Annotated in this window: 23 protein-coding genes and 1 riboswitch; of the genes, 12 read left to right on the top strand and 11 right to left on the bottom strand. The window is 68.1% G+C overall.

Going from position 1 to position 21,319, the window contains the following annotated elements; all coding sequences use genetic code 11:
• Window positions 1-577: 577 nt before the first annotated feature.
• From WKI94_RS07955 to thiC, 6 genes are all read left to right on the top strand, one after another.
• The gene (locus WKI94_RS07955) at window positions 578-1,297 is read left to right on the top strand and encodes a hypothetical protein (RefSeq protein WP_337845235.1); all 720 of its coding nucleotides are present in this window, start codon (window positions 578-580) and stop codon (window positions 1,295-1,297) included.
• A 128-nt stretch (window positions 1,298-1,425) separates the two neighbouring features.
• A riboswitch (TPP riboswitch) is annotated at window positions 1,426-1,535 on the top strand.
• A gap of 71 nt (window positions 1,536-1,606) precedes the next feature.
• Window positions 1,607-2,227, top strand: coding sequence for a thiamine phosphate synthase (gene thiE, locus WKI94_RS07950; RefSeq protein ID WP_337845234.1), 621 nt, complete (start codon window positions 1,607-1,609; stop codon window positions 2,225-2,227).
• On the top strand, window positions 2,214-2,408 hold the full coding sequence (gene thiS, locus WKI94_RS07945; RefSeq protein WP_337845233.1) for a sulfur carrier protein ThiS: 195 nt from the start codon (window positions 2,214-2,216) through the stop codon (window positions 2,406-2,408). The genes thiE and thiS overlap by 14 nt, the downstream gene beginning before the upstream one ends.
• Window positions 2,409-3,179: a thiazole synthase gene (locus WKI94_RS07940; RefSeq protein ID WP_337845232.1), complete on the top strand. Its 771-nt coding sequence runs from the start codon at window positions 2,409-2,411 to the stop codon at window positions 3,177-3,179.
• Complete coding sequence (locus tag WKI94_RS07935) at window positions 3,176-4,102, top strand: FAD-dependent oxidoreductase (RefSeq protein ID WP_337845231.1); 927 nt, start codon at window positions 3,176-3,178, stop codon at window positions 4,100-4,102. The genes WKI94_RS07940 and WKI94_RS07935 overlap by 4 nt, the downstream gene beginning before the upstream one ends.
• Window positions 4,099-5,406: a phosphomethylpyrimidine synthase ThiC gene (thiC, locus tag WKI94_RS07930; RefSeq protein ID WP_337845230.1), complete on the top strand. Its 1,308-nt coding sequence runs from the start codon at window positions 4,099-4,101 to the stop codon at window positions 5,404-5,406. The genes WKI94_RS07935 and thiC overlap by 4 nt, the downstream gene beginning before the upstream one ends.
• An 83-nt stretch (window positions 5,407-5,489) precedes the next feature.
• Here thiC and WKI94_RS07925 read toward each other — a convergent pair whose 3' ends face one another.
• A complete protein-coding gene (locus WKI94_RS07925; RefSeq protein WP_337845229.1) occupies window positions 5,490-5,852 on the bottom strand; it encodes a PIN domain-containing protein in 363 nt (120 codons plus the stop codon).
• Window positions 5,849-6,124, bottom strand: a complete 276-nt coding sequence (locus WKI94_RS07920; RefSeq protein WP_337845228.1) for a type II toxin-antitoxin system prevent-host-death family antitoxin — start codon at window positions 6,122-6,124, stop codon at window positions 5,849-5,851. The genes WKI94_RS07925 and WKI94_RS07920 overlap by 4 nt, the downstream gene beginning before the upstream one ends.
• Before the next feature lie 46 nt (window positions 6,125-6,170).
• Between WKI94_RS07920 and thiD the strand changes: the two genes are divergently transcribed.
• The 6 genes from thiD to WKI94_RS07890 all read left to right on the top strand — a co-directional run bounded on the left by thiD (window position 6,171) and on the right by WKI94_RS07890 (window position 12,539).
• Window positions 6,171-6,947 carry a bifunctional hydroxymethylpyrimidine kinase/phosphomethylpyrimidine kinase gene (gene thiD / locus WKI94_RS07915; RefSeq protein ID WP_337845227.1) on the top strand — a complete coding sequence of 259 codons (777 nt, stop codon included), beginning with the start codon at window positions 6,171-6,173 and terminating at the stop codon, window positions 6,945-6,947.
• Window positions 6,948-7,040: 93 nt separating this feature from the next.
• Window positions 7,041-8,030 carry a LacI family DNA-binding transcriptional regulator gene (locus WKI94_RS07910; protein ID WP_337845226.1) on the top strand — a complete coding sequence of 330 codons (990 nt, stop codon included), beginning with the start codon at window positions 7,041-7,043 and terminating at the stop codon, window positions 8,028-8,030.
• Between the two features lie 76 nt (window positions 8,031-8,106).
• Window positions 8,107-9,417: a sugar ABC transporter substrate-binding protein gene (locus WKI94_RS07905; RefSeq protein ID WP_337845225.1), complete on the top strand. Its 1,311-nt coding sequence runs from the start codon at window positions 8,107-8,109 to the stop codon at window positions 9,415-9,417.
• Between the two features lie 44 nt (window positions 9,418-9,461).
• On the top strand, window positions 9,462-10,391 hold the full coding sequence (locus WKI94_RS07900) for a sugar ABC transporter permease (RefSeq protein WP_337845224.1): 930 nt from the start codon (window positions 9,462-9,464) through the stop codon (window positions 10,389-10,391).
• Window positions 10,392-10,394: 3 nt separating this feature from the next.
• Entirely contained in the window at window positions 10,395-11,249 is an 855-nt protein-coding gene (locus tag WKI94_RS07895) for a carbohydrate ABC transporter permease (protein ID WP_337845223.1), read from the top strand.
• 3 nt (window positions 11,250-11,252) lie between these two features.
• Complete coding sequence (locus WKI94_RS07890) at window positions 11,253-12,539, top strand: GH1 family beta-glucosidase (protein ID WP_337845222.1); 1,287 nt, start codon at window positions 11,253-11,255, stop codon at window positions 12,537-12,539.
• An 85-nt stretch (window positions 12,540-12,624) separates the two neighbouring features.
• Here WKI94_RS07890 and WKI94_RS07885 read toward each other — a convergent pair whose 3' ends face one another.
• From WKI94_RS07885 to WKI94_RS07845, 9 genes are all read right to left on the bottom strand, one after another.
• The gene (locus WKI94_RS07885) at window positions 12,625-13,614 is read right to left on the bottom strand and encodes an ABC transporter substrate-binding protein (protein ID WP_337845221.1); all 990 of its coding nucleotides are present in this window, start codon (window positions 13,612-13,614) and stop codon (window positions 12,625-12,627) included.
• Window positions 13,611-14,384: an ABC transporter permease gene (locus tag WKI94_RS07880; RefSeq protein WP_337845220.1), complete on the bottom strand. Its 774-nt coding sequence runs from the start codon at window positions 14,382-14,384 to the stop codon at window positions 13,611-13,613. The genes WKI94_RS07885 and WKI94_RS07880 overlap by 4 nt, the downstream gene beginning before the upstream one ends.
• Window positions 14,371-15,144 (bottom strand): ABC transporter ATP-binding protein, encoded by a 774-nt coding sequence (locus WKI94_RS07875; RefSeq protein ID WP_337845218.1) that lies wholly within the window; start codon window positions 15,142-15,144, stop codon window positions 14,371-14,373. The genes WKI94_RS07880 and WKI94_RS07875 overlap by 14 nt, the downstream gene beginning before the upstream one ends.
• Window positions 15,145-15,954 carry a cyclase family protein gene (locus WKI94_RS07870; protein ID WP_337845217.1) on the bottom strand — a complete coding sequence of 270 codons (810 nt, stop codon included), beginning with the start codon at window positions 15,952-15,954 and terminating at the stop codon, window positions 15,145-15,147. It lies immediately after the preceding gene.
• Between the two features lie 92 nt (window positions 15,955-16,046).
• Window positions 16,047-16,844, bottom strand: coding sequence for an ABC transporter permease (locus tag WKI94_RS07865; protein ID WP_337845216.1), 798 nt, complete (start codon window positions 16,842-16,844; stop codon window positions 16,047-16,049).
• The gene (locus WKI94_RS07860) at window positions 16,837-17,772 is read right to left on the bottom strand and encodes an ABC transporter permease (protein WP_337845215.1); all 936 of its coding nucleotides are present in this window, start codon (window positions 17,770-17,772) and stop codon (window positions 16,837-16,839) included. The genes WKI94_RS07865 and WKI94_RS07860 overlap by 8 nt, the downstream gene beginning before the upstream one ends.
• The gene (locus WKI94_RS07855; protein ID WP_337845214.1) at window positions 17,772-19,256 is read right to left on the bottom strand and encodes an ABC transporter substrate-binding protein; all 1,485 of its coding nucleotides are present in this window, start codon (window positions 19,254-19,256) and stop codon (window positions 17,772-17,774) included. Before WKI94_RS07855 ends, WKI94_RS07860 begins: the two co-directional genes overlap by 1 nt.
• Before the next feature lie 20 nt (window positions 19,257-19,276).
• A complete protein-coding gene (locus WKI94_RS07850; protein ID WP_337845213.1) occupies window positions 19,277-20,437 on the bottom strand; it encodes a M20 family metallopeptidase in 1,161 nt (386 codons plus the stop codon).
• Between the two features lie 5 nt (window positions 20,438-20,442).
• Window positions 20,443-21,225: an SDR family NAD(P)-dependent oxidoreductase gene (locus WKI94_RS07845; RefSeq protein WP_337845212.1), complete on the bottom strand. Its 783-nt coding sequence runs from the start codon at window positions 21,223-21,225 to the stop codon at window positions 20,443-20,445.
• Window positions 21,226-21,319: the final 94 nt, after the last annotated feature.

Here is a 21,319-nt window from a genome sequence, read left to right as displayed (position 1 = left end):
ATCATCTGGAGGGTATCCTGATCCATGGGGTACCTCCTCTCCCGTTGGTACCCCCATTCATACACATACCCTTACACATAATTCCTTACACGACCAACCAAAGACCCCCTTTCCTTTTGTCCTGTCAAGGTCTATGCAGGTGAATAACCGAAAGGGGGGATTAAAGGTGATAAAGGAGGTAAGGCGAATGAAGGTCCCGAAAAAGGTTGCTTTGGCCCTCGGCCTCTTCCTTCTCGCCGCTTGCGGTGGCCCGGGTGGGAGCGGCCAGGGGGGCATGTCCCAGAAGGAGTTTAGCCAGGCCTGGGACGGGCATACCCAGACGCAACAGCAGGTTGTCCAACAACTCATCCAGGATCCTGCATTCCAGGCTTTCCTGGGGAATCCAATTGGTGCTCTGAGCGTAGGATCTCTTTCCCTGGTGCCTTCTGGGGGGGCTTTTCCTGGTTTATTCCCCCTCTTGAACCTTCGTCCTCTAAACCACCCCTCCGGAAACGAGCTCCCCCGGGGAGGCTGGGACTATACCACCGATCCCAACAACCCCAGTACCTACATTCTTTCTCCCCCCTACGATCTAGGCTTGAAGTGGACCGCGTTGGGCCATGTGGCGGAGCTCCGGGTGGACTGGGACAAGAGCGGCACGGCCACCCTTTGGCCTCATGACCCAACTGGCCAGAGTCGGGAAGCCCCCCAGGCAGCCCAGGCCCATATGACCCTAGGGGACGCCGAGGTTGGTCACGCCGACTTTGGGGCTACCTGGTATAACTGCAGCACCACCAGCACCTATATCCTGCAACCGACCCAGCTCACCTTCTCGGGCTATCTTGGCCAGACGGCCCAGCTCAACTGGGATGCCTCCTACCAGCTCACCGAAGGCGCCCAGGACCAGATCCAAGCTGGGCTTGACCTCTCCACCCAGGGTACCAATCCCACTTCCCACCGCTCGCTGAAGCTCACCCTGAACGGGCAGCTCACTCGGGGTGCCAACTGCTTCTCTCAGAGCTTCCAGCCCCAAAGCGGTTCCTTCACCCTAACCTCCAGGGCGGGCTCCGAGAGCATGGTCTTCCAACTCCAGGTTACCCGCGTTCAGTGGAACCCCGACGGCCGGCCCATCCGGGTGGATCTGAACGGCTACGTGGACCACAACGACCGGCGGGCGGTGAGCTTTAGCGGATATCTGGATGAAGGAGACCTGAACCGCACGAACCCCTGCCCTGGGGAAAACGTAATCCTTACTTTCCGTGATGGGACGGTTACCCTACGGGCCTGGCTCCAGAACCAGGGTGCCTGCCGGCCCTAGGGGGGTAGGGGTATCCCTTGTGCTAGGCTGGTTGGCTTAAGGAGTTGGGCCCGGCCCCCTTTTAGAGGGGCCGGGCCCAGCGCGTGGCCTACCCCCCTTTTCCGCCCCGCCCCTTTGCTATAGTGGAGGGGACAGGCTAGGGGTGCCCCAATGGAGGGGTTGAGAGCTGGGTCCTTCCCAGCAACCCTTGGAACCTGATCCGGGTAATGCCGGCGGAGGGAAGCCTATGCGGAAGATTCCCAGCACAATCCGTCCCGTCCTCGGGCCGCGTGGGCCTTGGCCGTACCGCCGGCCTGAGGGGGTGAAAGGGTGCTTGGCAGGCTCTATCTGGTGGTGACCCCAAGGCCGGGCTGGACCTTTGAGGAAACCCTGCTGCGCACGGAAAAGGCCCTGGCCGGGGGGGTGGAGGTGGTGCAGCTTAGGGCCAAGGACTGGGAGGCGAGGCCCATCCTGGCCCTGGGAGAGAGGATGCTGGCCCTGGCCCGGCGCTACGGGGTGCCCTTTTTCCTGAACGACCGGCCGGACCTGGCGGCCCTTCTGGGGGCGGACGGGGTCCACCTGGGCCAGGGGGATTTGACCCCAAAGGAGGCCCGGCGCTTTTTCCAGGGCCTGGTGGGCCGCTCCACCCATGCCCCCGAGCAGGCCCTAAAGGCCTTGGAGGAGGGGGCGGACTACCTTTCCGTGGGGCCCGTTTGGGAGACCCCCACCAAGCCCGGGCGGAAGGCGGCGGGCCTCCCTTACGTGCGCTGGGCTGCGGAGCACCTGGGGGAGAAGCCCTGGTACGCCATCGGGGGGATCACCCTGGAGAACCTGGACCAGGTTCTGGAGGCCGGGGCCCAAAGGATCGTGGTGGTGCGGGCCATCCTGGACGCGGAGAACCCCGAGGGGGCGGCCCAGGCCTTTCGGAGGAGGCTCTATGGTGGTGCTTAACGGCAAGCCTCTGCCCCTCGAGGGCAAGACCCTGAAGGAGGTCCTGGAGGAACTGGGGGTGGAGCCCGGGCGGGTCGCCGTCCTCCTCAACGAGGAGGCCTTTCCCGGCCACGCCCTCCCCGAGCGCCCCCTGGAGGAGGGGGATGTGGTGGAGGTGGTGGCCCTCATGCAGGGAGGCTAGATGGACACCTGGGTGGTAGGAAAAAGGACGCTTAGAAGCCGCCTCATCTTAGGAAGCGGCAAGTTCAAGGACTTCGGCCTCATGCGGGAGGCCATAAGGGCCGCGGGGGCGGAGGTGGTGACGGTTTCCATCCGGCGGGTGGAGCTCAAGGCCCCGGGGCACGTGGGCCTCCTGGAGGCCCTGAAAGGGGTCGCCCTCCTCCCCAACACCGCGGGGGCCAGGACGGCGGAGGAGGCCCTGCGCCTGGCCCGATTGGGCCGGATCCTTACCGGGGAGGACTGGGTGAAGCTGGAGGTCATCCCCGACCCCACCCACCTCCTCCCGGACCCGGTGGAGACCCTACGGGCGGCGGAGATGCTCCTAGGGGAGGGCTTCACCGTCCTGCCCTACATGGGGCCCGACCTGGTCCTGGCCAGGCGCCTCGCCGCCCTGGGCACAGCCACGGTCATGCCCCTGGCAGCCCCTATCGGCTCGGGCTGGGGGGTGAAGACCCGGGCCCTTTTGGAGCTCTTTGCCCGCGAAAGGGCTCACCTTCCCCCGGTGGTGGTGGACGCGGGGCTTGGCCTGCCCTCCCACGCGGCGGAGGTCATGGAGATGGGCCTGGACGCGGTCTTGGTGAACACCGCCATCGCCGAGGCGGAAGACCCCCCGGCCATGGCCGAGGCCTTTAGGCTTGCGGTGGAGGCGGGGCGGAAGGCCCATCTGGCGGGCCCCATGCGCCCGAGGGCAGGGGCGAGCCCCTCTAGCCCCCCGGAGGGGGTGCCCCTGTGACCGAGGTGGCGGTGGTGGGGGCGGGGGTCATCGGGGCCCTCGCCGCCTACGAGCTCCGGAAGCGGGGCCTCGAGGTGGTCCTTTTGGACGCGGAGAAGCCCGGGGCCGCCACCTTGGCCAGCGCGGGGATGCTCGCCCCCCACCCCGAGGGGCTTTCCGGGGAGGTGTTGGAGGCGGGGCTCTTTGGACTGGACTACTACCCCGAGCTCCTAAAGGAGCTTCGGGCGAGGGGCCTCGAGGTGGAGGCGGGTTTTGGCGGCACCTGGGCCGTGGCCCTCTCCGAGGAGGAAAAGGCCTTCTGGGCCGCGGAGGAGCCCACGCCCTACCCCGTGCGGGGGGCCCGGGGGGCGAGGCGCTTCCCTGGGGGGTACGTGCACCCCAGGGCCCTCCGGGTGGCCCTCCTTAAGGCCCTGGAGGGCATGGGGGTTCCCCTCCTCCGGGCGACGGTGGAGGGGGTGGAAGGGGGGCGGGCCTTCTGGCAGGAAGGGGAGGTCCGGGCCCGCCATGTCCTCCTCGCCGTGGGGGCTTGGGGCGGGCGCTTTGGCCTCCGGGTGCGGCCCTTAAAGGGGGAGGCCCTCCTCCTCTCGGGCCCCGCCCCCCCGGGGCCCCTCTTCGCCGGGGAGGGGTACCTCCTCCCCCGGGAGGGCGGGGTCTATTTGGGGGCCACCGCCCGGGAGGGCTTTGCCGATGGGGTGGACCTCTTCGGCCTTAGGTGGCTATCGGACTACGGACACGAGCGCTTTCCCCCTTTGGAGGGAGCGCGCTTTCTGGGAACCCTCTGGGGATACCGGCCCCTGGGGGAGCTCTTCGTGGGCGAGGTGGAAAAGGGCCTTCTGGCCGCCACGGGGCACGGGCGGAACGGTGTCCTCCTGGCCCCTTGGACGGCTTACCGGGTCCTTGACCTTTTGGGGGTGAAGGCATGACCCAGCTGGAAGCGGCAAGGAAGGGCATCGTTACGGAAGAGATGGCCCACGTGGCCGAGAGGGAAGGGGTTTCCCCCGAGTTGGTGCGGGAGGGGGTGGCCGCGGGCCGGATCGTCATCCCGAGGAACCCCAACCACACCACCTTGCGCGATTTCAAGGGGATTGGGGAGGGGCTTTCCGTGAAGGTGAACGCCAACCTGGGCACCTCCTACGATTACGTGAACCTCGAGGAGGAGGTGGAAAAGGCCCGGGTGGCCATCCAGTACGGGGCGGACACGGTCATGGACCTTTCCACGGGGGGCGACCTCAAGGCCATAAGGCGGCGCATCCTGGAGGTGGCCACCGTTCCCCTAGGCACCGTGCCGATCTACGAGGCGGAGTTCAGGGCTGCCCGGCGGAAGAACTTCTTTGACATGTCCGCGGATGAGCTTTTTGAGGTCATTGAGGAGCACGGGAAGGAGGGGGTGGACTACATCACCGTGCACGTGGGGGTGACCCTGAAGAACCTCGAGGTCTACCGCCAAAGCCGGCGCACCACGGGCATCGTGAGCCGAGGGGGCGGGCTCATGGCCGCCTGGATGCTCCACCGGGGGGAGGAGAACCCCCTTTACGCCCGCTTTGACGACCTCTTGGACATCGCCCGCACCTACGACATGACGCTTTCCCTGGGGGACGGGCTCCGGCCCGGTTCCTTGGCCGACAGCACCGACCGGGCCCAGATCGCCGAGCTCCTCACCATCGGGGAGCTGGTGGAAAGAGCCCGGCGGGCCGGGGTCCAGGCCATGGTGGAGGGCCCGGGGCACATCCCCTTGAACGAGATCGCCACCAACATCCAGATCCAGAAGAAGCTCACCGGGGGTGCGCCTTTCTACATCCTGGGGATGCTCCCCGTGGACACCGCCGCCGGCTTTGACCACATCGCCGGGGCCATCGGGGGGGCCATGGCGGGGTGGCTGGGGGCGGACATGCTCTGCTACCTCACCCCGGCGGAGCACCTGGGCTTGCCCACGGTGGAGCACGTGCGGGAGGGGGTCATCGCCTTCAAGATCGCCGCCCACGCCGCGGACGTGGCCCGGGGGAACCCAAGGGCTTTGGAGCGGAACCGCCATATGTCCGAGGCCCGCTACCGGCTGGACTGGGAGACCCAGTTCGCCCTCGCCCTCTTCCCCGAAGAGGCCCGCCGCCTCAAGGAGGAGCGGGGCTCCAAGACCAAGGCCTGCAGCATGTGCGGCCCTTTCTGCCCCATGAACCTGGTGGAGGCGGTGCTCCGGGGTGGGGCGCGGATGGAGCTTCCCGTGCGCTAGAGGCGGATGGGGGTCTTTCGCCCTTTAGGGAAGGAGGGGGAAGCCCTCGCGTTCCGCGGCCTCCCGAAGCCGCCCGTCCAGGCTCACGAAGGGAAGCCCAGAAGGCCGGCCTCCAGAGGCCACCAAGGCCGCCCCCAGCTGGAGGGCGTCCAGGGTGCGAAGGGGGTGGATGCGGAGGCGCGGATGGCGGCCTCCCGCACCTCTTCCGTGGGCAGGACCTCGTGCCAAGCCTCCTTAAGGGCCCAAAGCCGGTTCCGGGCTTGGGCCAAGCCCACCTGGTCCAACCCCCCTGCTCGCTCCAGCCGGGCCAGGACTGAGGTGAGCTCCACGGGGGTGATCCACGCCACGAGGAGGTGGGCGTCCTCCTCCAGAAGACCAGCTACCCCCTCCAAGGAGGCCTCCTTCACCAGGAGGGGCACCAAGGCGGAGCTATCCCAGAACCTCATTCTTCCTCTTCCCGCTCCGTCAGGAGGTGCTCCAGGAGGCTTCCCCGGCCTTCGGGAAGGGGGAGGGCCTGGAGGCGGGGCCTACCCGTTCCTGGCCGGACCAACCCTTTCCGCACCAGGAGGCCAAGGGCTTCATCCTGGGCCTTGGAAACGGGCGCCAGCCGGGCCACGGGCACCCCTCGGTTCAGGATGAGGACCTCCTCCCCATCCTGTACCCATTCCAGGAGGAGGCTCAGCCGGTTTTTGGCTTCTGTAATCGATACAGTTCGCATGGGGCTATTTTAGCCACTTGAAAAGGGTCCTTCAAGGAGGTAAGCCATGCAGGTAGCGCTAACGGTGGCCGGTTCCGACCCCTCCGGCGGGGCAGGGGTCCAGGCGGACCTCAAGGCCTTCCACCGCTTTGGGGTCTACGGGGCTTCGGCCCTCACCCTGCTCACGGTGCAGAACACCCTGGGGGTGCGGCGGGTGGAGCTCCTGCCGCCGGACTTCGTCTACGAGGAGATCCGCGCGGTGGCCGAGGACCTCCCGGTCCATGCCCTGAAGACGGGGGCCCTGGGGAGCGCCCCCATCGTGGAGGCGGTGGCCCAGGCGGTGCGGGATTTCCGCCTGGGGCCTTTGGTGGTGGACCCGGTGATGGTGGCCAAAAGCGGGGATCCCCTTCTTGGGGAGGGGGCGGTTTCGGCCTTGAAGGAGGCCCTTTTCCCCCTGGCCTTCCTCGTGACCCCCAACCGGGTGGAGGCGGAAAGGCTCTTGGGGAGCGCCATCCGCGACCTCGAGGACGCGGAGGAGGCCGCAAGGGCCCTCCTCGCCCTGGGGCCCAAGGCCGTCCTCCTGAAAGGGGGGCACTTCCCGGGGGCGGAGAGCGTGGACCTGCTCGCCACCCCCGAGGGTCTGAGGCGCTTTTCCGCTCCCCGGGTGGAGACCCGGAACACCCACGGCACGGGCTGCACCCTCTCCGCGGCCATCGCCGCCCTGTTGGCCTTGGGACGCCCCCTGGAGGAGGCGGTGCGGGAGGCCAAGGCCTACCTCACCCGCGCCCTGCAGACCGCTCCGCCCCTCGGGCGGGGCCAGGGGCCCCTGAACCACTTCGCCTAGGGGCGGCGCCTGTGGCTTCGCCAACGGTCAAACCCGGAGGCCGGCTGGTTAGGGACTTGCAAGCGCTTTCAAAGCATGCTATCATTGACCTCAATGACTAAGGCCCAGCCCACCATCGAGGAGGTGGCCCGGCGCGCTGGGGTTTCCCCGGCCACAGTTTCCCGTGTCCTAAACGGCACAGCCCGCGTCTCCCGCGAGAAGGTGCGGGCGGTGCTGGAGGCGGTGGAGGCCCTAGGCTACACCCCAAGCCCTCTAGCCCGGAACCTGGCCCGGGGCCGGTCCTACGCCCTGGGGATCCTCCTGCCCGATTTTGAAAGCCCTTTCTACGGCCCCATCCTCCAGGCCCTGGCCCACCGCCTCGAGGCCACCCCCTTTCGCCCCGTGGCAGTTCCGGGCCACTGGAGCCTAGCCCGGGAGCTGGAGGCCCTAGACTTTCTAAAAGCCCAGCGGGTGGAGGTCCTCGTCCTCCTCGGGGCCACCGTGGACGGGGCCCCCTTGGAGGCCCTGGGGGTGCCGGTGGTGGCCTTTGGGGAGAGGGTGGGGGAGAGGGTCTACAGCCTCGTCCTGGATAACCGCGAGGCGGCCTACCGGGCCACCCTTTACCTCATCGCCAAGGGCCACACCCGTATCGCCCACATCTCCAGCCACCGGGGGCACACGGACATCCGGGAACGGCTCTTAGGCTACCGCCGAGCCATGCGGGAGGCGGGCCTCGAGGCGCGGGTGGTCTACGGGGACCTCACGGAGGCCGGGGGGTACCGGGCGGGGAAGGAGCTTTTCACCCGCTTCCCCGACACCACCGCGGTCTTCGCCGCCAACGACCAGACGGCCATCGGCCTCCGCGTTTTCCTTTACGAGAAGGGGCTTTCCGTCCCGGAGGAGGTCTCCTTGGTGGGCTTTGACGACATCCCCTTGGCGGCCTACCAGGTCCCTCCCTTGACCACCGTGCGCCAGCCCGTGCGGGCCATCGGGGAGGCCTTGGCGGAGGCCGCCCTGGCGGTTCTCGAGGGGCAGGAGCCGGTCTTGCCTAGGCTAGAGCTCAGCCTGGTGGAGCGCCGTTCCGTGGGGGAGGTGGGAGCCTGAACCAAACTGAGGGTTTATAGGCGTTTGGGCTTTCTGGCCGCCAGCTGAATCGGCGGAGCACATGGGAGGTTTGTTCGTGATTAAGAAAGCGCTTTCAAGCCTGTTCTTCGGCCTGGCCCTGGGCGCCTTTGCCCAGCGGACCACCTTGGAGGTCTGGATCATGCCCAACACCCCGAACGCCGCGGAGGACTTCAAGGCCCTGGTGGCCCCCTTTGAGCGGGACAAGGGGGTGGAGGTCAAGGTCACCGTCCTCGACTGGGGCGTGGCCTGGACCAAGATCACCACCGCGGCCACCAGCGGGGTGGGGCCGGACCTTACCCAGCTCGGCACCACCTGGGTGGGGGCGGTGAGCGCCATGGGGGCCCTGGAGCCCGTGGACGAGGTTCTCCAGACGCTTGGAGGACAGGGGGCCTATCTGCCCGCGGTCTGGAACACCACCCGCCTGGCCGGGGCCCGGGAGGCGACGGCGGTGCCCTGGTTTTCCGAGCTTCGGGCCTTTTACTACCGCACGGATGCCCTTCGGGCCGCGGGGGTTAACCCCTCGGAGATGTTCCGGGACTGGCAGGGCTTTGAGGCGGGCCTGGACCGGCTAAAAGCCTCCAGCTTCCGCGACCCCGTCACGGGCCAGCTCCTGGCCCCCTTTTGCACCCCGGGGAAGAACTCCTGGGACGTGCTCCACAACGCCGTCCCCTGGATCTGGGGGGCCGGGGGAGAGATCGTCCGCCAGGTGGGGGGGCAGTGGCGGAGCGCCCTGGATGAGCCCGCAAGCCTCCAGGGTCTCTACTTCTTCCTCTCCCTGGCCCAGAAGGGGTACGTGCCCAAGGAGAGCCTGGAGAAGAACACCGCCCAGATTGAGGCCGATTTCCAGGTGGGCAAATGCGCGGTCTTCGCCAGCGGACCCTGGATGATCCAGCGGGCCAAGACCCCTGAGGCCCAGGGCGGGTTCGCCGGGCGGCCCGCGGCGAGGAACCTAGGGGTGGTCCCTTACCCTGCCGGGCCCAAGGGGCGCTACACCTTCTTCGGGGGCTCCAACCTGGCCCTCTTCAAGTTCTCCAAGAACAAGGCCCCGGCTAAGGAGCTCCTCAAGTACCTGGGAAGCCCCGAGGCCCAGCGGCGCTACGCGGAGATGAGTGGGATGCTCCCCGCCCTGAGGTCTGCCTGGAACGCCCCCACCTTCCAGCAAGACCCCCTTTTCCGGGTCTTCCTGCAGGCGGCCCAGTTCGGGCGGAGCTACCCTGGCCTAGCCGGCTGGGGAGGGGTGGAGAACCTGGCCGTGCAGCACCTGGGGATGGCCTGGGACCTGGTGGCCCAGGGGCGGCTTACGGAGGCCGCCCTCAAGGACCTGATGGGGCAGGCTTCCCGGGCCATCAACGATAGTCTGCGCTAAACGGCCGTTTGGGGGGGCTTTCGGGCCCCCCCAAGGAGCCCTTCATGACCCGGTTTGGACGCCTCCGACGCCGCTACGGCTTCGCCTACGCCCTGGTGGCCCCGGCCCTTTTGGGGATGCTCCTCGTCCACTACGGGCCCATGATCCAGGGCATATACCTAGCTTTTTTGGACCTCCGGCTAGAAACCCTCCGGCTTTGGCTCGGTGCCCCCTTTGTGGGCCTGGCCAACTTCCAGGAGCTCCTCTTTAATCCCCACTCCACTTTCCGAGCGGGCTTCCTCTATGCCCTCAGGACCACGTTCCTCTACACCCTGGTGGTCAACCTCCTAACCCTGGGCCTTGGCCTCCTCATGGCCCACGTTCTCAACCGGTCCCTTTTCCTTCGGGGGCTTTGGCGGAGCCTGCTCCTCCTCCCCTGGGTGATCCCCGCCTACGTGGTGGGTCTCCTGTGGGGGTTCCTTTGGCTGAAAGACGGGATGGTGAACCACCTCCTGGTGGACGTTCTCCACCTCCTTCCCGAGAGGCCCCAGTGGCTCATCGGGCCTTTTACCTTTGTGGCCATCACCCTCCCTGCGGTGTGGCGGGGATGGCCCTTCGCCATGATCACCTATCTGGCGGCCCTGCAGTCCATTCCTCAGGAGCTTTACGAGGCGGCCCGGGTGGACGGGGCTACCCCCTGGCAGCGTTTCCGCTACGTCACCTGGCCCCTCCTTAGGCCTGTGACCGCGGTTCTCCTTCTCTACGGGACCATCTGGAACTTTTACAGCTTCAACCTGGTCTACATGATGTTCGGCCATGGGGCTGGCTACCCCGGGGAGTGGGGGGACCTCCTCATGGCCAACCTTTTCCGCAACACCTTTGGCCTCTGGCGCTTTGGGCTTGGGGCCGCGGCCAGTCTGATGTACATGCTGCTGGCCCTCCTCTTCGTTCTCCTCTGGTACCGGATTTACCGGGAAGACTTGCTAGCGAGGTGAACCGTGGAAGAACGCTGGCTCAGACCTCTGGCCTATCTGGCCCTGGCGCTGGCCCTTCTCTTCCAGCTGGGGCCCGTGCTCTTCATGGTGAACGCCTCCCTCATGACCCAGCTGGGGGTGGCCACGGGGGCTCTCTTCCCCAAGGCTCCCCAATGGGGCAACTACCTGGAGCTCTGGAGGGTGGTGCCCTTCCTCCACTACCTCAAGAACTCCCTTTTGGTCTGCGGCCTCACTACCTTTCTGGCCCTTCTGGTGGCCACCTTCGCCGCCTATGCCCTGGCCCGCTTCCGCTTCCCCGGGGCGGAGCTCTTTGGAGGGAGCGTCCTCGCCACCCAGTTCATCCCGGGGATCCTCTTCCTCATCCCCCTTTACCTCATGTACATCGCCTTCCAGAACTGGGCCCGGGAGGCCTTGGGCCTCGAGGTGCGCCTGGTGGGGAGCTACACCGGGCTTGTCCTCACCTACACCGCCTTCTTCGTGCCCTTTAGCATCTGGATCCTGAGGGGGTTCTTTGCCAGCATCCCCAAGGAGCTGGAGGAAGCCGCCCTGGTGGACGGGGCCACCCCCTTCCAGGCCTTCTTTTGGGTCATCCTGCCCTTGGCCCTGCCCGGCCTTGCCGCCACCGCGGTCTACATCTTCTTGGCCGCCTGGGACGAGCTCCTCTTCGCCCAGATCCTCACCAGCGAGGCCACGGCCACCCTGCCCGTGGGCCTGCGGACCTTCGTGGGAAACTACCAGAACCGTTACGACCTGGTCATGGCGGGGGCCACGGTGGCCGTCCTGCCGGTCCTCCTTTTTTTCTTCCTGGTCCAGCGGCAGCTCATCCAGGGCCTGACCGCGGGGGCCGTAAAGGGGTGAGCCATGGGTGAACCTTTTCTCTTTGGCGTGGCCACCAGCGCCTATCAGATCGAGGGAAGCACCCACGTGGACGGCCGCGGGCCCTCCATCTGGGATGTCTTCACCGCCCGTCCCGGGGCCATTGCGGACGGCGCCACAGGGGAGCTGGCCTGCGACCACTACCGCCGCTACCGGGAGGACGTGGCCCTTATGCGCTGGCTTGGGGTCAGGGCCTACCGTTTTTCCGTGGCCTGGCCGAGGGTCTTGCCTGAGGGTCGGGGTAGGGTAAACCCCAAGAGCCTGGCCTTCTACGAGCGCCTGGTGGACGCCCTTTTGGAGGCCGGCATCGCCCCCTTCCTCACCCTTTACCACTGGGACCTTCCCTGGGCCTTGGAGGTCCAAGGGGGGTGGCGGAGCCGGGAGACGGCCTACGCCTTTGCGGAGTACGCCCGGGTGGTGGCCCGGGCCCTGGCCGACCGGGTCCCCTTCTTCGCCACCTTGAACGAGCCCTGGTGCAGCGCCTTCCTAGGCCACCTCACCGGGGAGCATGCTCCGGGGCTAAGGAGCCTCGAGGCGGCCCTCAAGGCGGCCCACCACCTCCTCCTGGGCCACGGCCTCGCGGTGGAGGCCCTTCGGGCCGAGGGGGTGAAGCGGGTGGGGATCGTCCTCAACTTCACCCCCGTGGAGGGGGTGGAGGAGGCCAGGGAGCGGGCCGACCGCTACCATAACTGCTTTTTCCTGGACCCCATCCTGGGCCTGGGCTACCCGGAAAGCCCCTTCCGTTCCGCCCTAACCCCCCCCATCCGGCCCGGGGATCTGGACCTCATCGCCCGGCCCCTGGACTTCCTGGGGGTGAACTACTACACCGTGGCCCGGGTGGCCCCGGGGGAGGGGGTCTACCCCGTGCGCTACCTGCCCCCGGAGGGGGAGGCCACGGCCCTGGGTTGGGCGGTGCGGCCGGATGGGCTCTATGGGCTTTTGAAGCGCTTGGGGGCCCTTGTGCCCTGGCCCCTTTACGTGACGGAAAACGGGGCGGCCTACGAGGACCGCTGGGCGGGGGAAGGTGCGGTGGAGGACCCCCTGAGGGTGGCCTACCTCGAGGCCCACCTGGAGGCCGCCTTCCGGGCGCGGGCGGAAGGGGTGGACCTAAGGGGCTACTTCGTCTGGAGCCTCCTGGACAACTTCGAGTGGGCCCACGGGTACCGGCCCCGTTTCGGGCTCTTCTACGTGGACTACCCCACACAAAGGCGCATCCCCAAGCGGAGCGCCCTTTGGTACAGGGACCTTCTATCCGCAAAGGGGTCCAACTAAATGCCCCACCGAAGCGAAAGCTTCGGTGGGGAGCCCAGCGCGCTCTTCCTCCAAGCCCCAAGGGGCGCTTTCAAGGCCTGGGGGCTTAGGGCTTCGGCGCCCGGTCCACGAAGGCGTTGGTGTAGGTGCGCTTGAGGTCTATGCGGGCCCGTTGCACGTTGGGGTCAAAGGCGGAGAGGACGGTGAGGGGGCGCAAGGGAGCGGTGTCGCTGAAGCGGCCCGTGGGGGAGAAGGACTCCAGGGAGTTCCGGAGGACCTTAAGGTAGAGGGCCTTATCGCCCAGGAAGTACTCTTCCGGAAGGACGGCGGCGATCTCCTCCGGGGTCTTCCCCTGCATCCAGCGGAGGCCCCGCACCATGGCGTTCACCAGGCGCTGGGCGGTGTCGGGGTTCCGTTCCAGCCAGGCCCGGGTGGTGTAAAGGACGGCCGCGGGGTACTCCCCGCCTAGGACCGCCCGTGTGCCTTGGGTGGTGCGGGTGTCCGCCAGGACCTTGATGAGTCCCCGCTCTTCCAGGAGGGTGATGGCGGGTTCCACGTTGGAGATGGCTTCCACCTGCCGGTTCTGGACCGCGGCCACCGCCTGGGCCCCCACGGAAACCCCCACCACGGAGACATCCGTGGGTTTGAGGCCGTTTTTCACAAGGAGGTAGTTCAGGAAGAAGTGGGTGGAGCTCCCCGGGGCGGTGACCCCCACCCTGCGCCCTTTGAGGTCGGCCACGGTGCGGATCTGGTCCGTGAGGTCGCTCCGCACCCCAAGGACGATGGCCGGGTAGCGCCCCACCTGGACAAAGGCCACAATGTCCCGGCCCTGGGCCTGCATCTGGATGGTGTGGTCGTAGAAGCCCATGACCACCTCCACGCTTCCCCCAATGAGGGCCTGGAGGGCCCGGGAGCCCGCCTGGAGGTCCTGGATGGTCACGTCCAGGCCTTCTTCCTTGAAGTAGCCGAGCCTCTCCACCACCGTGAGGGGGAGGTAGACCACCGCGGTCTTCCCCCCCACGCCCAGGACCACCCGCTTCTGGGCCAGCCCAAAAGCCAAGGTCACCGCCAAAAACGCCAGTATCCACCGCTTCATCTTTGCCCTCCTTCCCCTTGGGGGCGCCAGACGAGGAGCCTGCGTTCCAGGGCGCCCACCAGGGCATCCAGCACCAGCACGAAGACCATAAGGACCACCATGCCCGCAAAAACCCCGGTGGTGTCAAAGACCCCTTCCGCTTGGGCGATGAGGTACCCCAGGCCTGCCGCAGAGCCCAGATACTCCCCCACCACCGCTCCGATGACTGCAAACCCGATGGAAGTCCTTAGGGAGCTGAAGATCCAGCTCGCCGCCGAGGGCAGGTAGACGTGGCGGAGGAGGTGGAGGCGGTTCGCTCCTAAGAGGCGGGCGTTTTGGAGGATTACGGGGCTCACCTCCTTCACCCCCTGGTAGGTGTTGAAGAAGGCCACGAAGAAGACCAGGGTCACCCCCAGGGCCACCTTGGAGAGGACCCCGAGGCCAAACCACAGGGTAAAGATGGGGGCCAGGACCACCCGGGGGATGGCGTTTAGGGCCTTCACGTAGGGGTCCAGCACCGCGGCCGCCCCCGGGGCCAGGGCCAGCCAGATCCCGAAGGCCACTCCTAGGAGGGTGCCGATGGTGAAGGCCAGGAGCATCTCCAGGGTGGTCACGTAGAGGTGAGGGTAGACCTCCCCCGTGCTGAACCAGCGGTAGACTCGCTCTGCGATGGCGGAGGGCAGGGAAAAGAAGAAGGGGTCCAGGCGCCCCGTCCTCGTGGCCCACTCCCATAGGGCCAGGAGGGCCAGGAGGAGCCCCGCCTGCCAGAGCCGCACCCTAAGCCCGCGCATGGGCCCGCATCACCTCCCCCCTTAGGAGGTCCCAGATCTCCCGGTGGAGCCTCAAGAACTCCGGGGTGAGCCGGACCTCCGCCACGTCCCGGGGCCGGGGCAGGGGGATGGGGAAGTCCCCGATGGGCCTGGAGGCCGGCCCCGCGGAGAGAACCACCACCCGGTCGGAGAGGGCGATGGCCTCTTCCAGGTCGTGGGTTACGAAGAGCACGGTCTTGCGGTCCTCCTGCCAAAGCCTCAGGAGCTCGTTTTCCATGAGCTGCCGGGTCTGGACATCCAGGGCGGAGAAGGGCTCGTCCATGAGGAGGAGCTTGGGGTCCGCGATGAGGACCTGGGCCAGGCCCACCCGCTTGCGCATCCCCCCGGAGAGCTGGTGGGGGTAGCGGTCGGAAAAGCCCTCGAGGCCCACCTTGGCCAGCCAGGCCCGGGCCCGCGCCCGGGCCTCCTGGAGGGGTACCCCCCGGAAGACCAGGGGTAGGGTCACATTGTCCAGCGCGGTCTTCCACGGCAGGATGGCGTCCTGCTGGAAGAGGTAGCCCGCTTTGGGGTTCAGGCCCCTTAAGGGGCGCCCTTCCAGGTGAACCTCCCCTCGGGTGGGGGGGAGGAGGCCCGCCGCCACGTTGAGGAGGGTGCTCTTCCCGCACCCCGTGGGCCCCACCAGGCTCACGAACTCCCCCTCCACAAGCCGCAGGCTCACCCCCTCCAGGGCGACGTAGGCCCCAAAGGCCACCGTCACTTCCCGGAACTCCAGTAGGCTCATCTACCACACCGCCAGGGCCCGCACCGGCCCGCCGGAGGCCCCTCGGTGCTTGGGGCCCCCCACCAGGATGAGGGCCCCTGCTGGGGGGACCTGGGCCAGGTTGGCCAGGTTCTCAAGGCCGTACTTCCCCGCTCCCAAGAGGGTGAGGTGGGCCTTGAAGTCCTTAGAGGGGCCGAAATCCAAGGAGAGGGTGTCCACCCCCACCCCCACGATCTCCCGCTCCTCCACCAGGAAAGCTACGGCCTCCGGGGAGAACCCAGGGAAATGGAGGACGCCGGAGGCATCCTGGTTAAGGAAGGCTTTGGGATCCTGCCAGCGGGCTTCCCAGCCAGAGTGCATGGCCACCAAGGCCCCTTTGGGAAGGCGGCCGTACCGCCTTTCGTAGGCCAGGAGGTCGTCCACCGTCACTTGAGCGTCGGGGTCCTTGGCTGCCTTCTCGTGGATGTGGACCACCGCCAGGGGGGCGATGAGGTTACCCACAGGGAGCTTTTCTGCGGTGAGCCCCCCTTCCGCGAAGTGGGCAGGGGCGTCCATGTGGGTGCCGGAATGCTCCCATAAGTCCAGGCGGTTTCCGTAGTAGCCGTTTTGCCGCACGGTGACCAGGGTGGTGATGCGCATGGGCTCGGCTCCGGGGAAAAGGGGGATTTCCGGAGAGAGCTCGTGGGTGAGGTCCACCGCGTGGCGGAAAGCCTTGCCCGGAACCTCCGCCTGGGCCAAGGCCTGGCTCGCAAGAAGCCCAAGCCCCACACCCAGGAAGGCCCGACGGGAAAGGGAGCGGGCCACCGCATCCATCACCAGGGGGGCGCACATCTTGGCCTCCTTTGGGGGAGAAGATTAGCACATCCTCTTCCGGGTGGGCAAGGGGCGGCCGGTCTCGAGGCATTTCCGGACTGCTCCCTGGCCTAGCGCCTGGGGTCCAGCCGGTCCCTTAGGCCGTCCCCTAGGAGGTTAAAGCCCAGGACCGCCAGGGAGAGGGCGAGGCCCGGCACCAGGGCTGGGTAAGGGGAGAGGGGAAGGAAGCTTTGGGCTTCTCGGAGCATCCGGCCCAGGCTCGGGTTTGGGGGCTGGATTCCGAGGCCCAGGTAGGAGAGGGCGGCTTCGGCCAGGAGGGCGGCGGCGAAGGCCAGGCTGGTCTGGACCACCAAAGGCCCCAGGAGGTTGGGGAGGAGGTGGCGGAGGAGGACCCGGCCCTCCGTGGCCCCCAGGGCCAGGGCCGCCTCCACGAAAGGGGCTGACCTCAGAGCCATGGCCCCCGCCCGGGCCACCCGGAAGAAGGCGGGCACCAGGGCAAGCCCAATGGCCAGGGTGCTGCTCAGGGCCCCGGGGCCCAAGAGGGCCGCGAGGAGGAGAGCGAGGAGGAGGCCGGGAAGGGCGTAAAGGGCCTCGTTGAGGAGGCTTAGGGCCCCATCCCACCCCCGGCCCCAATACCCCGCCAGGAGGCCCAGGGCCACCCCCAGGCCCGCCCCCAGGGCCACGGCAAGTCCTCCCACCAGGAGGGCGTTTCGCGCCCCGTGGAGGAGGCGGGCCAGGAGGTCCCGGCCGAAGGGGTCCGTCCCCAAGGGGTGCTCGAGGGAGGGGAGGCTTAGGCGACGGAGGAAGTCCGGGGCGTTGGGGTCCACGGGGTAGAGGGAGGAGGCCAGGGCCAGGAGGAAAAAAAGCCCTGTGAGGAGGCTTCCTGCGAGGAGGCTTGGGCTACGCATACTCGATTCGTGGGTCCAAAAGGCCATAGAGGAGGTCCACCGCCAGGTTGAAGAGGACGATGAGGGCCGCCATGGCCACCACCAGCCCTTGGAGGAGGGGGTAGTCCCGGGCCTCGAGGGCGGTGAGGGCCAGGCTACCAAGCCCGGGCAGGGCGAAGACCGCTTCCACCACCACCGCCCCCGTGAGGAGGAACCCCCCTTCAAGCCCCAGGAGGGTGACGAGGGGGAGGCTTGCCGGCTTGAGGGCGTGCTTGAGGAGGAGCCTCCCCTCGGGCACCCCCTTGGCCCGGGCGGTGCGGATGTAGTCCTGGCCTATGACTTCCAGAAGGCTTCCCCGGGCCATGCGGAAGAGGATGGCCGCCCGGGCCAGGGCCAAGGTAAGGGCGGGGAGGAGGAGGTGGCGGAGGGCCTCCACGGGGCTTGCCCACCCCGGGAAGCCGCTTGCGGGGAGGAGGGGGAGATGGACGGCGAAGGCGTAGAGGAGGACCACCCCCAGGAAGAAGGTGGGCAGGGACTGGAGGAGGGCCATGAGGCCGCTTAGGAGGAGGTCCAGAAGGGGAAAGCGGAGGGCGAGGAGGGCCAGGGGGAGGGCCAGGAGGAGGGCCCCCGAAAGGCCCAGCCCCACCAGGGCCAGGGTGAGGGGAAGCCTTTCCCCGAGGAGCTCCCCCACCGGCTTGGCGTAGCGGATGGACTCCCCTAGGTCCAGCCGGAGAAGCCCCCAAAGCCAGTCCAGGTAGCGGGGGAGGGGCGGCCGGTCCAGCCCCAGGGCCCGCTCCAGGGCGGCCCGGGCCTCCGGGTTCGCCTCGAGGCCCAGGATGGCCTGGACGGGGTCCCCGGGGAGGAGGAGGAGGGCCAGGAACACCAGGCTCCCCGCAAGCCACAGGGTGCCGAGGGCCAGGAGGGACCGGCGCAGGGCGTAGGCGGCCATCAACGGGCCAGGTACACCCGGGTCACGTTGAGGCTCGGGGTGGGCTGGTTTTGCCACCAGCCCATGACCTCCTTACGCATGGCCGCGATGTAAGGGGCGTTCATCACCCAGAGGTTCACCGCGTCCTCGGCCAGGAGGCGCTGCATGGCCTTCATGAGCTCGCAGGCCCGGTTCGGATCCGGGGTGCGCAGGTACTGGGCGTAAAGCTCCCGGAAGCGGGCGGAGTCGTAGCGGAAGTAGTAGTTGGGGTTGGCGTAGATCCCGATGTCATGGGGCTCCGAGTGGCCGATGATGGTCATCTGGTAGTCCGCCCCGCGGAAGACCCGGGAGAGCCAGGTGGCCCACTCCACCACCTCCAGCCGGGCCTGGACCCCGATCCCCTGGAGCTTGGCGGCGATGGCCTCCCCCAGGCGGCGCTCGTAGGGGTAGGGGGCCGCCAGGGTGAAGGTGAAGCGCAAGGGATTGGCCGGCCCGTAGCCCGCCTCCTGGAGAAGGGCCCGGGCCCGGGCGGGGTCGTAGGGGTAGAGGCCCGAGAGGTCCTCGTAGCACCGCTCCCCCGGGGAGCGGTGGCTCCCGATGGGGGTGCCGAAGCCCAGCATCACCCCCTGGATGAGCTCCTTTTTGTCCACTGCGTGCTGGATGGCCCGGCGCACCCGAGGGTCGTTGAAGGGGGAGCGGGCGTTGTTCATCCCCACAGTGATCTCCGTGGTGGTGGTCCCGCTTACCACCTTGAAGCTAGGGTCCCGCCCCAGGGTGAGGGCCGCCTCCGGGCTCACCCCTAGGCCAATCACGTGGATGTCCCCCGCCCTAAGGGCGGCGATCTGGGCGTTGGGGTCGGGGAGGAAGCGGAAGAAGACCCGGTCCAGGTAGGGGAGGCCGGGCTCGTAGTAGCCCTCAAACCGCTCCAGCCGCACCCCCACCCCCCGTTCCCAGGCCACGAAGCGGAAGGGGCCGGTGCCGATGGGCTGGGTCTTCTGCTCCTCCACCCGTCCCTTGGGGCCGATGACGGAGTCCGGTCGGGCCAGGTTGAAGAGGAAGTCCTGGTCCGGTTGCCGCAGGCGGAAGACCACGGTGTAGGGGTCCTTGGCCTCCACGCTCCCGATGTCCCGGTAGTACTCGGGGTGGGTGTGGCCGGATTTGGGGTCCCGGGCCCGGTTGAACTTGAAGAGGACGTCCTCCGCGGTGAAGGGGGCCCCGTTGTGGAAGCGCACCCCCCTCCTCAGGTGGAAGGTCCAGGTGAGGCTCGAGGGGCTCCCCTCCCACCGCTCCGCCAGGGCAGGAACGATCTCCCCCTTCTCGTTCAACTTCACCAGCCCCTGGAGGACGTTGTCGTAGAGCATCCTGGGGATTTCCTGGCTGGTGGAGGCCGAGGGGTCCAACACCGGGGGTTCCGCCAGCACCGCCACCCTAAGCTCCCCGCCCCGGGTCTGGGCCAGGGCGAGGGCCAGGACCCAGGCCACCATCGCCGTCCACGCTTTCCTCATGGCGTCCCTCCTTACGCACGCTACCCTTCCAGATAAAGGGCGGCCAGGGCGGCGTAGACCCGGGCCGCCTGCACCACCTCCTCCACCCCCACCCACTCGTCCACCTGGTGGGGCAGGGTCTTCCGCCCAGGGCCCATGACCACCACGGGAAGCCCCCCCCAGGCCCGGAGGAAGGTGCCGTCCGTGGCCCCCGGCACCCCTCCGTGGCGCAGGGGGAGGCCCAGGAGGCTTAGGGCCTCCTCCGCCGCCTGGACCAGGGGGTCCTCCTTGGGGGTTTCCACGGGGGGGCGGTCCTCCAGGACCTCCACCCCCACCCCTGCCAGGGCCCCGATCTCCGCCACCAGCCCCGCGTGGTCCACCCCCGGCACGGTGCGCACGTCCAGGGCCACCTCCGCTCGGTCGGGGAGGACGTTGAGCTGGCCTTCCCCAGCGCTGGCCAGGAAGCGGGTGGGGGTGAGGTAGGGGGGCCCCAGGAAGGGGTGGGGGAAGGCGGCCTGGAGCTTCTCTTCCAGGGCTTTTAGCTCCAGCACGAACCGGGCCGCCTTGGGGATGGGGTTTTCCCCCGCGTAGGGCATGGCCCCGTGGGCCATCCGCCCCGGGAAGAGGAGGCGGAGGCGGAGGGCCCCCTTTTGCCAGAGGCAGATCTCCATTTCCTCGGGCTCGGCCACCACCGCCCCCCGGAAGCCCCGGGCGAGGCCCGCCTTCAGGAAGGCCTTCACCCCAAGCATCATCCCTTCCTCGTCTGCCAAGGCGGCGAGGCACAAGGGGCGCTTGGGCCTGCCTAGGGCCCGCCCCACCGCCAGCATGGCCCCCACCAGGGCGGCCAGGCCCCCCTTCATGTCGCAGGCCCCCCGGCCGTAGACCCGCCCCCCCTCCACCACCGCCCCGTAGGGGGGGTGGGTCCAACGGGCCTCGTCCCCCGGGGTCACCACGTCGGTGTGCCCCTCCAGGATAAGCCCCCCTTCCCCTTCCCCCAGGTCGGCCACCAGGTTGGGCCGCCCAGGGGCCGCCTCCTGGAGGAAAGGCCTAAGCCCCCGCTCCTCCAGGTACGCCGCCAGGAAGGCGGCCACCCCCTCCTCCCCGGGCCCAGGGTAGTGGCTTGGGATCCGCACCAAAGCCCGGAGGAGGTCCACCACCTCCCTTTCGTCCACCGCCTCCGCTGCGCTCAGGGCCTTGTCCATGGCGCTTAAAGGGGCGGGGTGAAGCGGCCGTCTATGGCCGTCCACCCCCCGTCCACCAGGAAAAGGGTGCCCGTGATGTAGCTTGCAGCCCTCGAGGCCAGGAAGACCACGGCCATGGCCACCTCCTCCGGCCGGCCCCAGCGGCCCAGGGCGGTCTTCTCCGCGTAGGCCCGGTACCACTCCGGGTGGGCCTTGATGGGGGCGGTGAGGGGGGTTTCTATGGGCCCCGGGGCAATGGCGTTGGCCCGCACCCCGAAGGGCCCAAGCTCCGCCGCCAGGGCGCGGACGAGCTGGAGGATCCCCGCCTTGGTGGCCGCGTAAACCCCCTGCCCCGGCTCCACCACCAGGGCCCGGATGGAGGCCAGGGCGATGAGGCTGCCCGAGCCTTGGGCTCGCATGGCACGCCCCCCGGCCCTTAGGAGGCGTAGGGTGGCCTTGAGGTTCAGGTCCACCACCCGGTCCACCTCCTCGTCCGTGTAATCCAGAAGGGCCTTGCGCACGTTGATGGCCGGGGTGGAAACCAGGACGTCCAGCCGGCCGTGGCCCTTAAGGACCTCCTCCACCAGCCCCTCCGCCGCCTCCTTTTCCACCAGGTCCACAAGGTGGGCCTCCCCCCCGGGCACCCCCTTTAGGGCTTCCTGAAGGCCCTTCTCGTCCCGGTCTGCCAGCACCACCTTGGCCCCAAAGGCCGCTAGGGCCTCCGCGGAGGCCCGGCCGATCCCCGAGGCCGCCCCCACCACCAGGGCCACCTGGCCCGTCAGGTCCATGAGCTCGCGGTAGTTGGCCATGTTACCTTCCAGCTTAGTTCTCCCGCCTTTGGTTGGGAAGGCTTAGCCCTAAAAGGAGGAAGGCCCCTAAGCTTTGCAGGAACACCAGCAGAAA

The organism is Thermus sp. (genome assembly GCF_037444525.1).
Taxonomy (GTDB): domain Bacteria; phylum Deinococcota; class Deinococci; order Deinococcales; family Thermaceae; genus Thermus.
Note: the sequence above shows the minus strand (reverse complement) of the source record. Positions and strands in the feature narration are given on the sequence as shown.

Bases quoted from the DNA above. Each gene is read 5' to 3' on its own strand.
- thiS (WP_337845233.1), top strand. From the start codon at position 2,214: ATGGTGGTGCTTAACGGCAAGCCTCTGCCCCTCGAGGGCAAGACCCTG.
- WKI94_RS07940 (WP_337845232.1), top strand. From the start codon at position 2,409: ATGGACACCTGGGTGGTAGGAAAAAGGACGCTTAGAAGCCGCCTCATC.
- thiC (WP_337845230.1), top strand. From the start codon at position 4,099: ATGACCCAGCTGGAAGCGGCAAGGAAGGGCATCGTTACGGAAGAGATG.
- WKI94_RS07925 (WP_337845229.1), bottom strand. From the start codon at position 5,852: ATGAGGTTCTGGGATAGCTCCGCCTTGGTGCCCCTCCTGGTGAAGGAG.
- WKI94_RS07920 (WP_337845228.1), bottom strand. From the start codon at position 6,124: ATGCGAACTGTATCGATTACAGAAGCCAAAAACCGGCTGAGCCTCCTC.
- thiD (WP_337845227.1), top strand. From the start codon at position 6,171: ATGCAGGTAGCGCTAACGGTGGCCGGTTCCGACCCCTCCGGCGGGGCA.
- WKI94_RS07910 (WP_337845226.1), top strand. From the start codon at position 7,041: ATGACTAAGGCCCAGCCCACCATCGAGGAGGTGGCCCGGCGCGCTGGG.
- WKI94_RS07900 (WP_337845224.1), top strand. From the start codon at position 9,462: ATGACCCGGTTTGGACGCCTCCGACGCCGCTACGGCTTCGCCTACGCC.
- WKI94_RS07890 (WP_337845222.1), top strand. From the start codon at position 11,253: ATGGGTGAACCTTTTCTCTTTGGCGTGGCCACCAGCGCCTATCAGATC.
- WKI94_RS07885 (WP_337845221.1), bottom strand. From the start codon at position 13,614: ATGAAGCGGTGGATACTGGCGTTTTTGGCGGTGACCTTGGCTTTTGGG.
- WKI94_RS07880 (WP_337845220.1), bottom strand. From the start codon at position 14,384: ATGCGCGGGCTTAGGGTGCGGCTCTGGCAGGCGGGGCTCCTCCTGGCC.
- WKI94_RS07875 (WP_337845218.1), bottom strand. From the start codon at position 15,144: ATGAGCCTACTGGAGTTCCGGGAAGTGACGGTGGCCTTTGGGGCCTAC.
- WKI94_RS07870 (WP_337845217.1), bottom strand. From the start codon at position 15,954: ATGTGCGCCCCCCTGGTGATGGATGCGGTGGCCCGCTCCCTTTCCCGT.
- WKI94_RS07865 (WP_337845216.1), bottom strand. From the start codon at position 16,844: ATGCGTAGCCCAAGCCTCCTCGCAGGAAGCCTCCTCACAGGGCTTTTT.
- WKI94_RS07860 (WP_337845215.1), bottom strand. From the start codon at position 17,772: ATGGCCGCCTACGCCCTGCGCCGGTCCCTCCTGGCCCTCGGCACCCTG.
- WKI94_RS07855 (WP_337845214.1), bottom strand. From the start codon at position 19,256: ATGAGGAAAGCGTGGACGGCGATGGTGGCCTGGGTCCTGGCCCTCGCC.
- WKI94_RS07850 (WP_337845213.1), bottom strand. From the start codon at position 20,437: ATGGACAAGGCCCTGAGCGCAGCGGAGGCGGTGGACGAAAGGGAGGTG.
- WKI94_RS07845 (WP_337845212.1), bottom strand. From the start codon at position 21,225: ATGGCCAACTACCGCGAGCTCATGGACCTGACGGGCCAGGTGGCCCTG.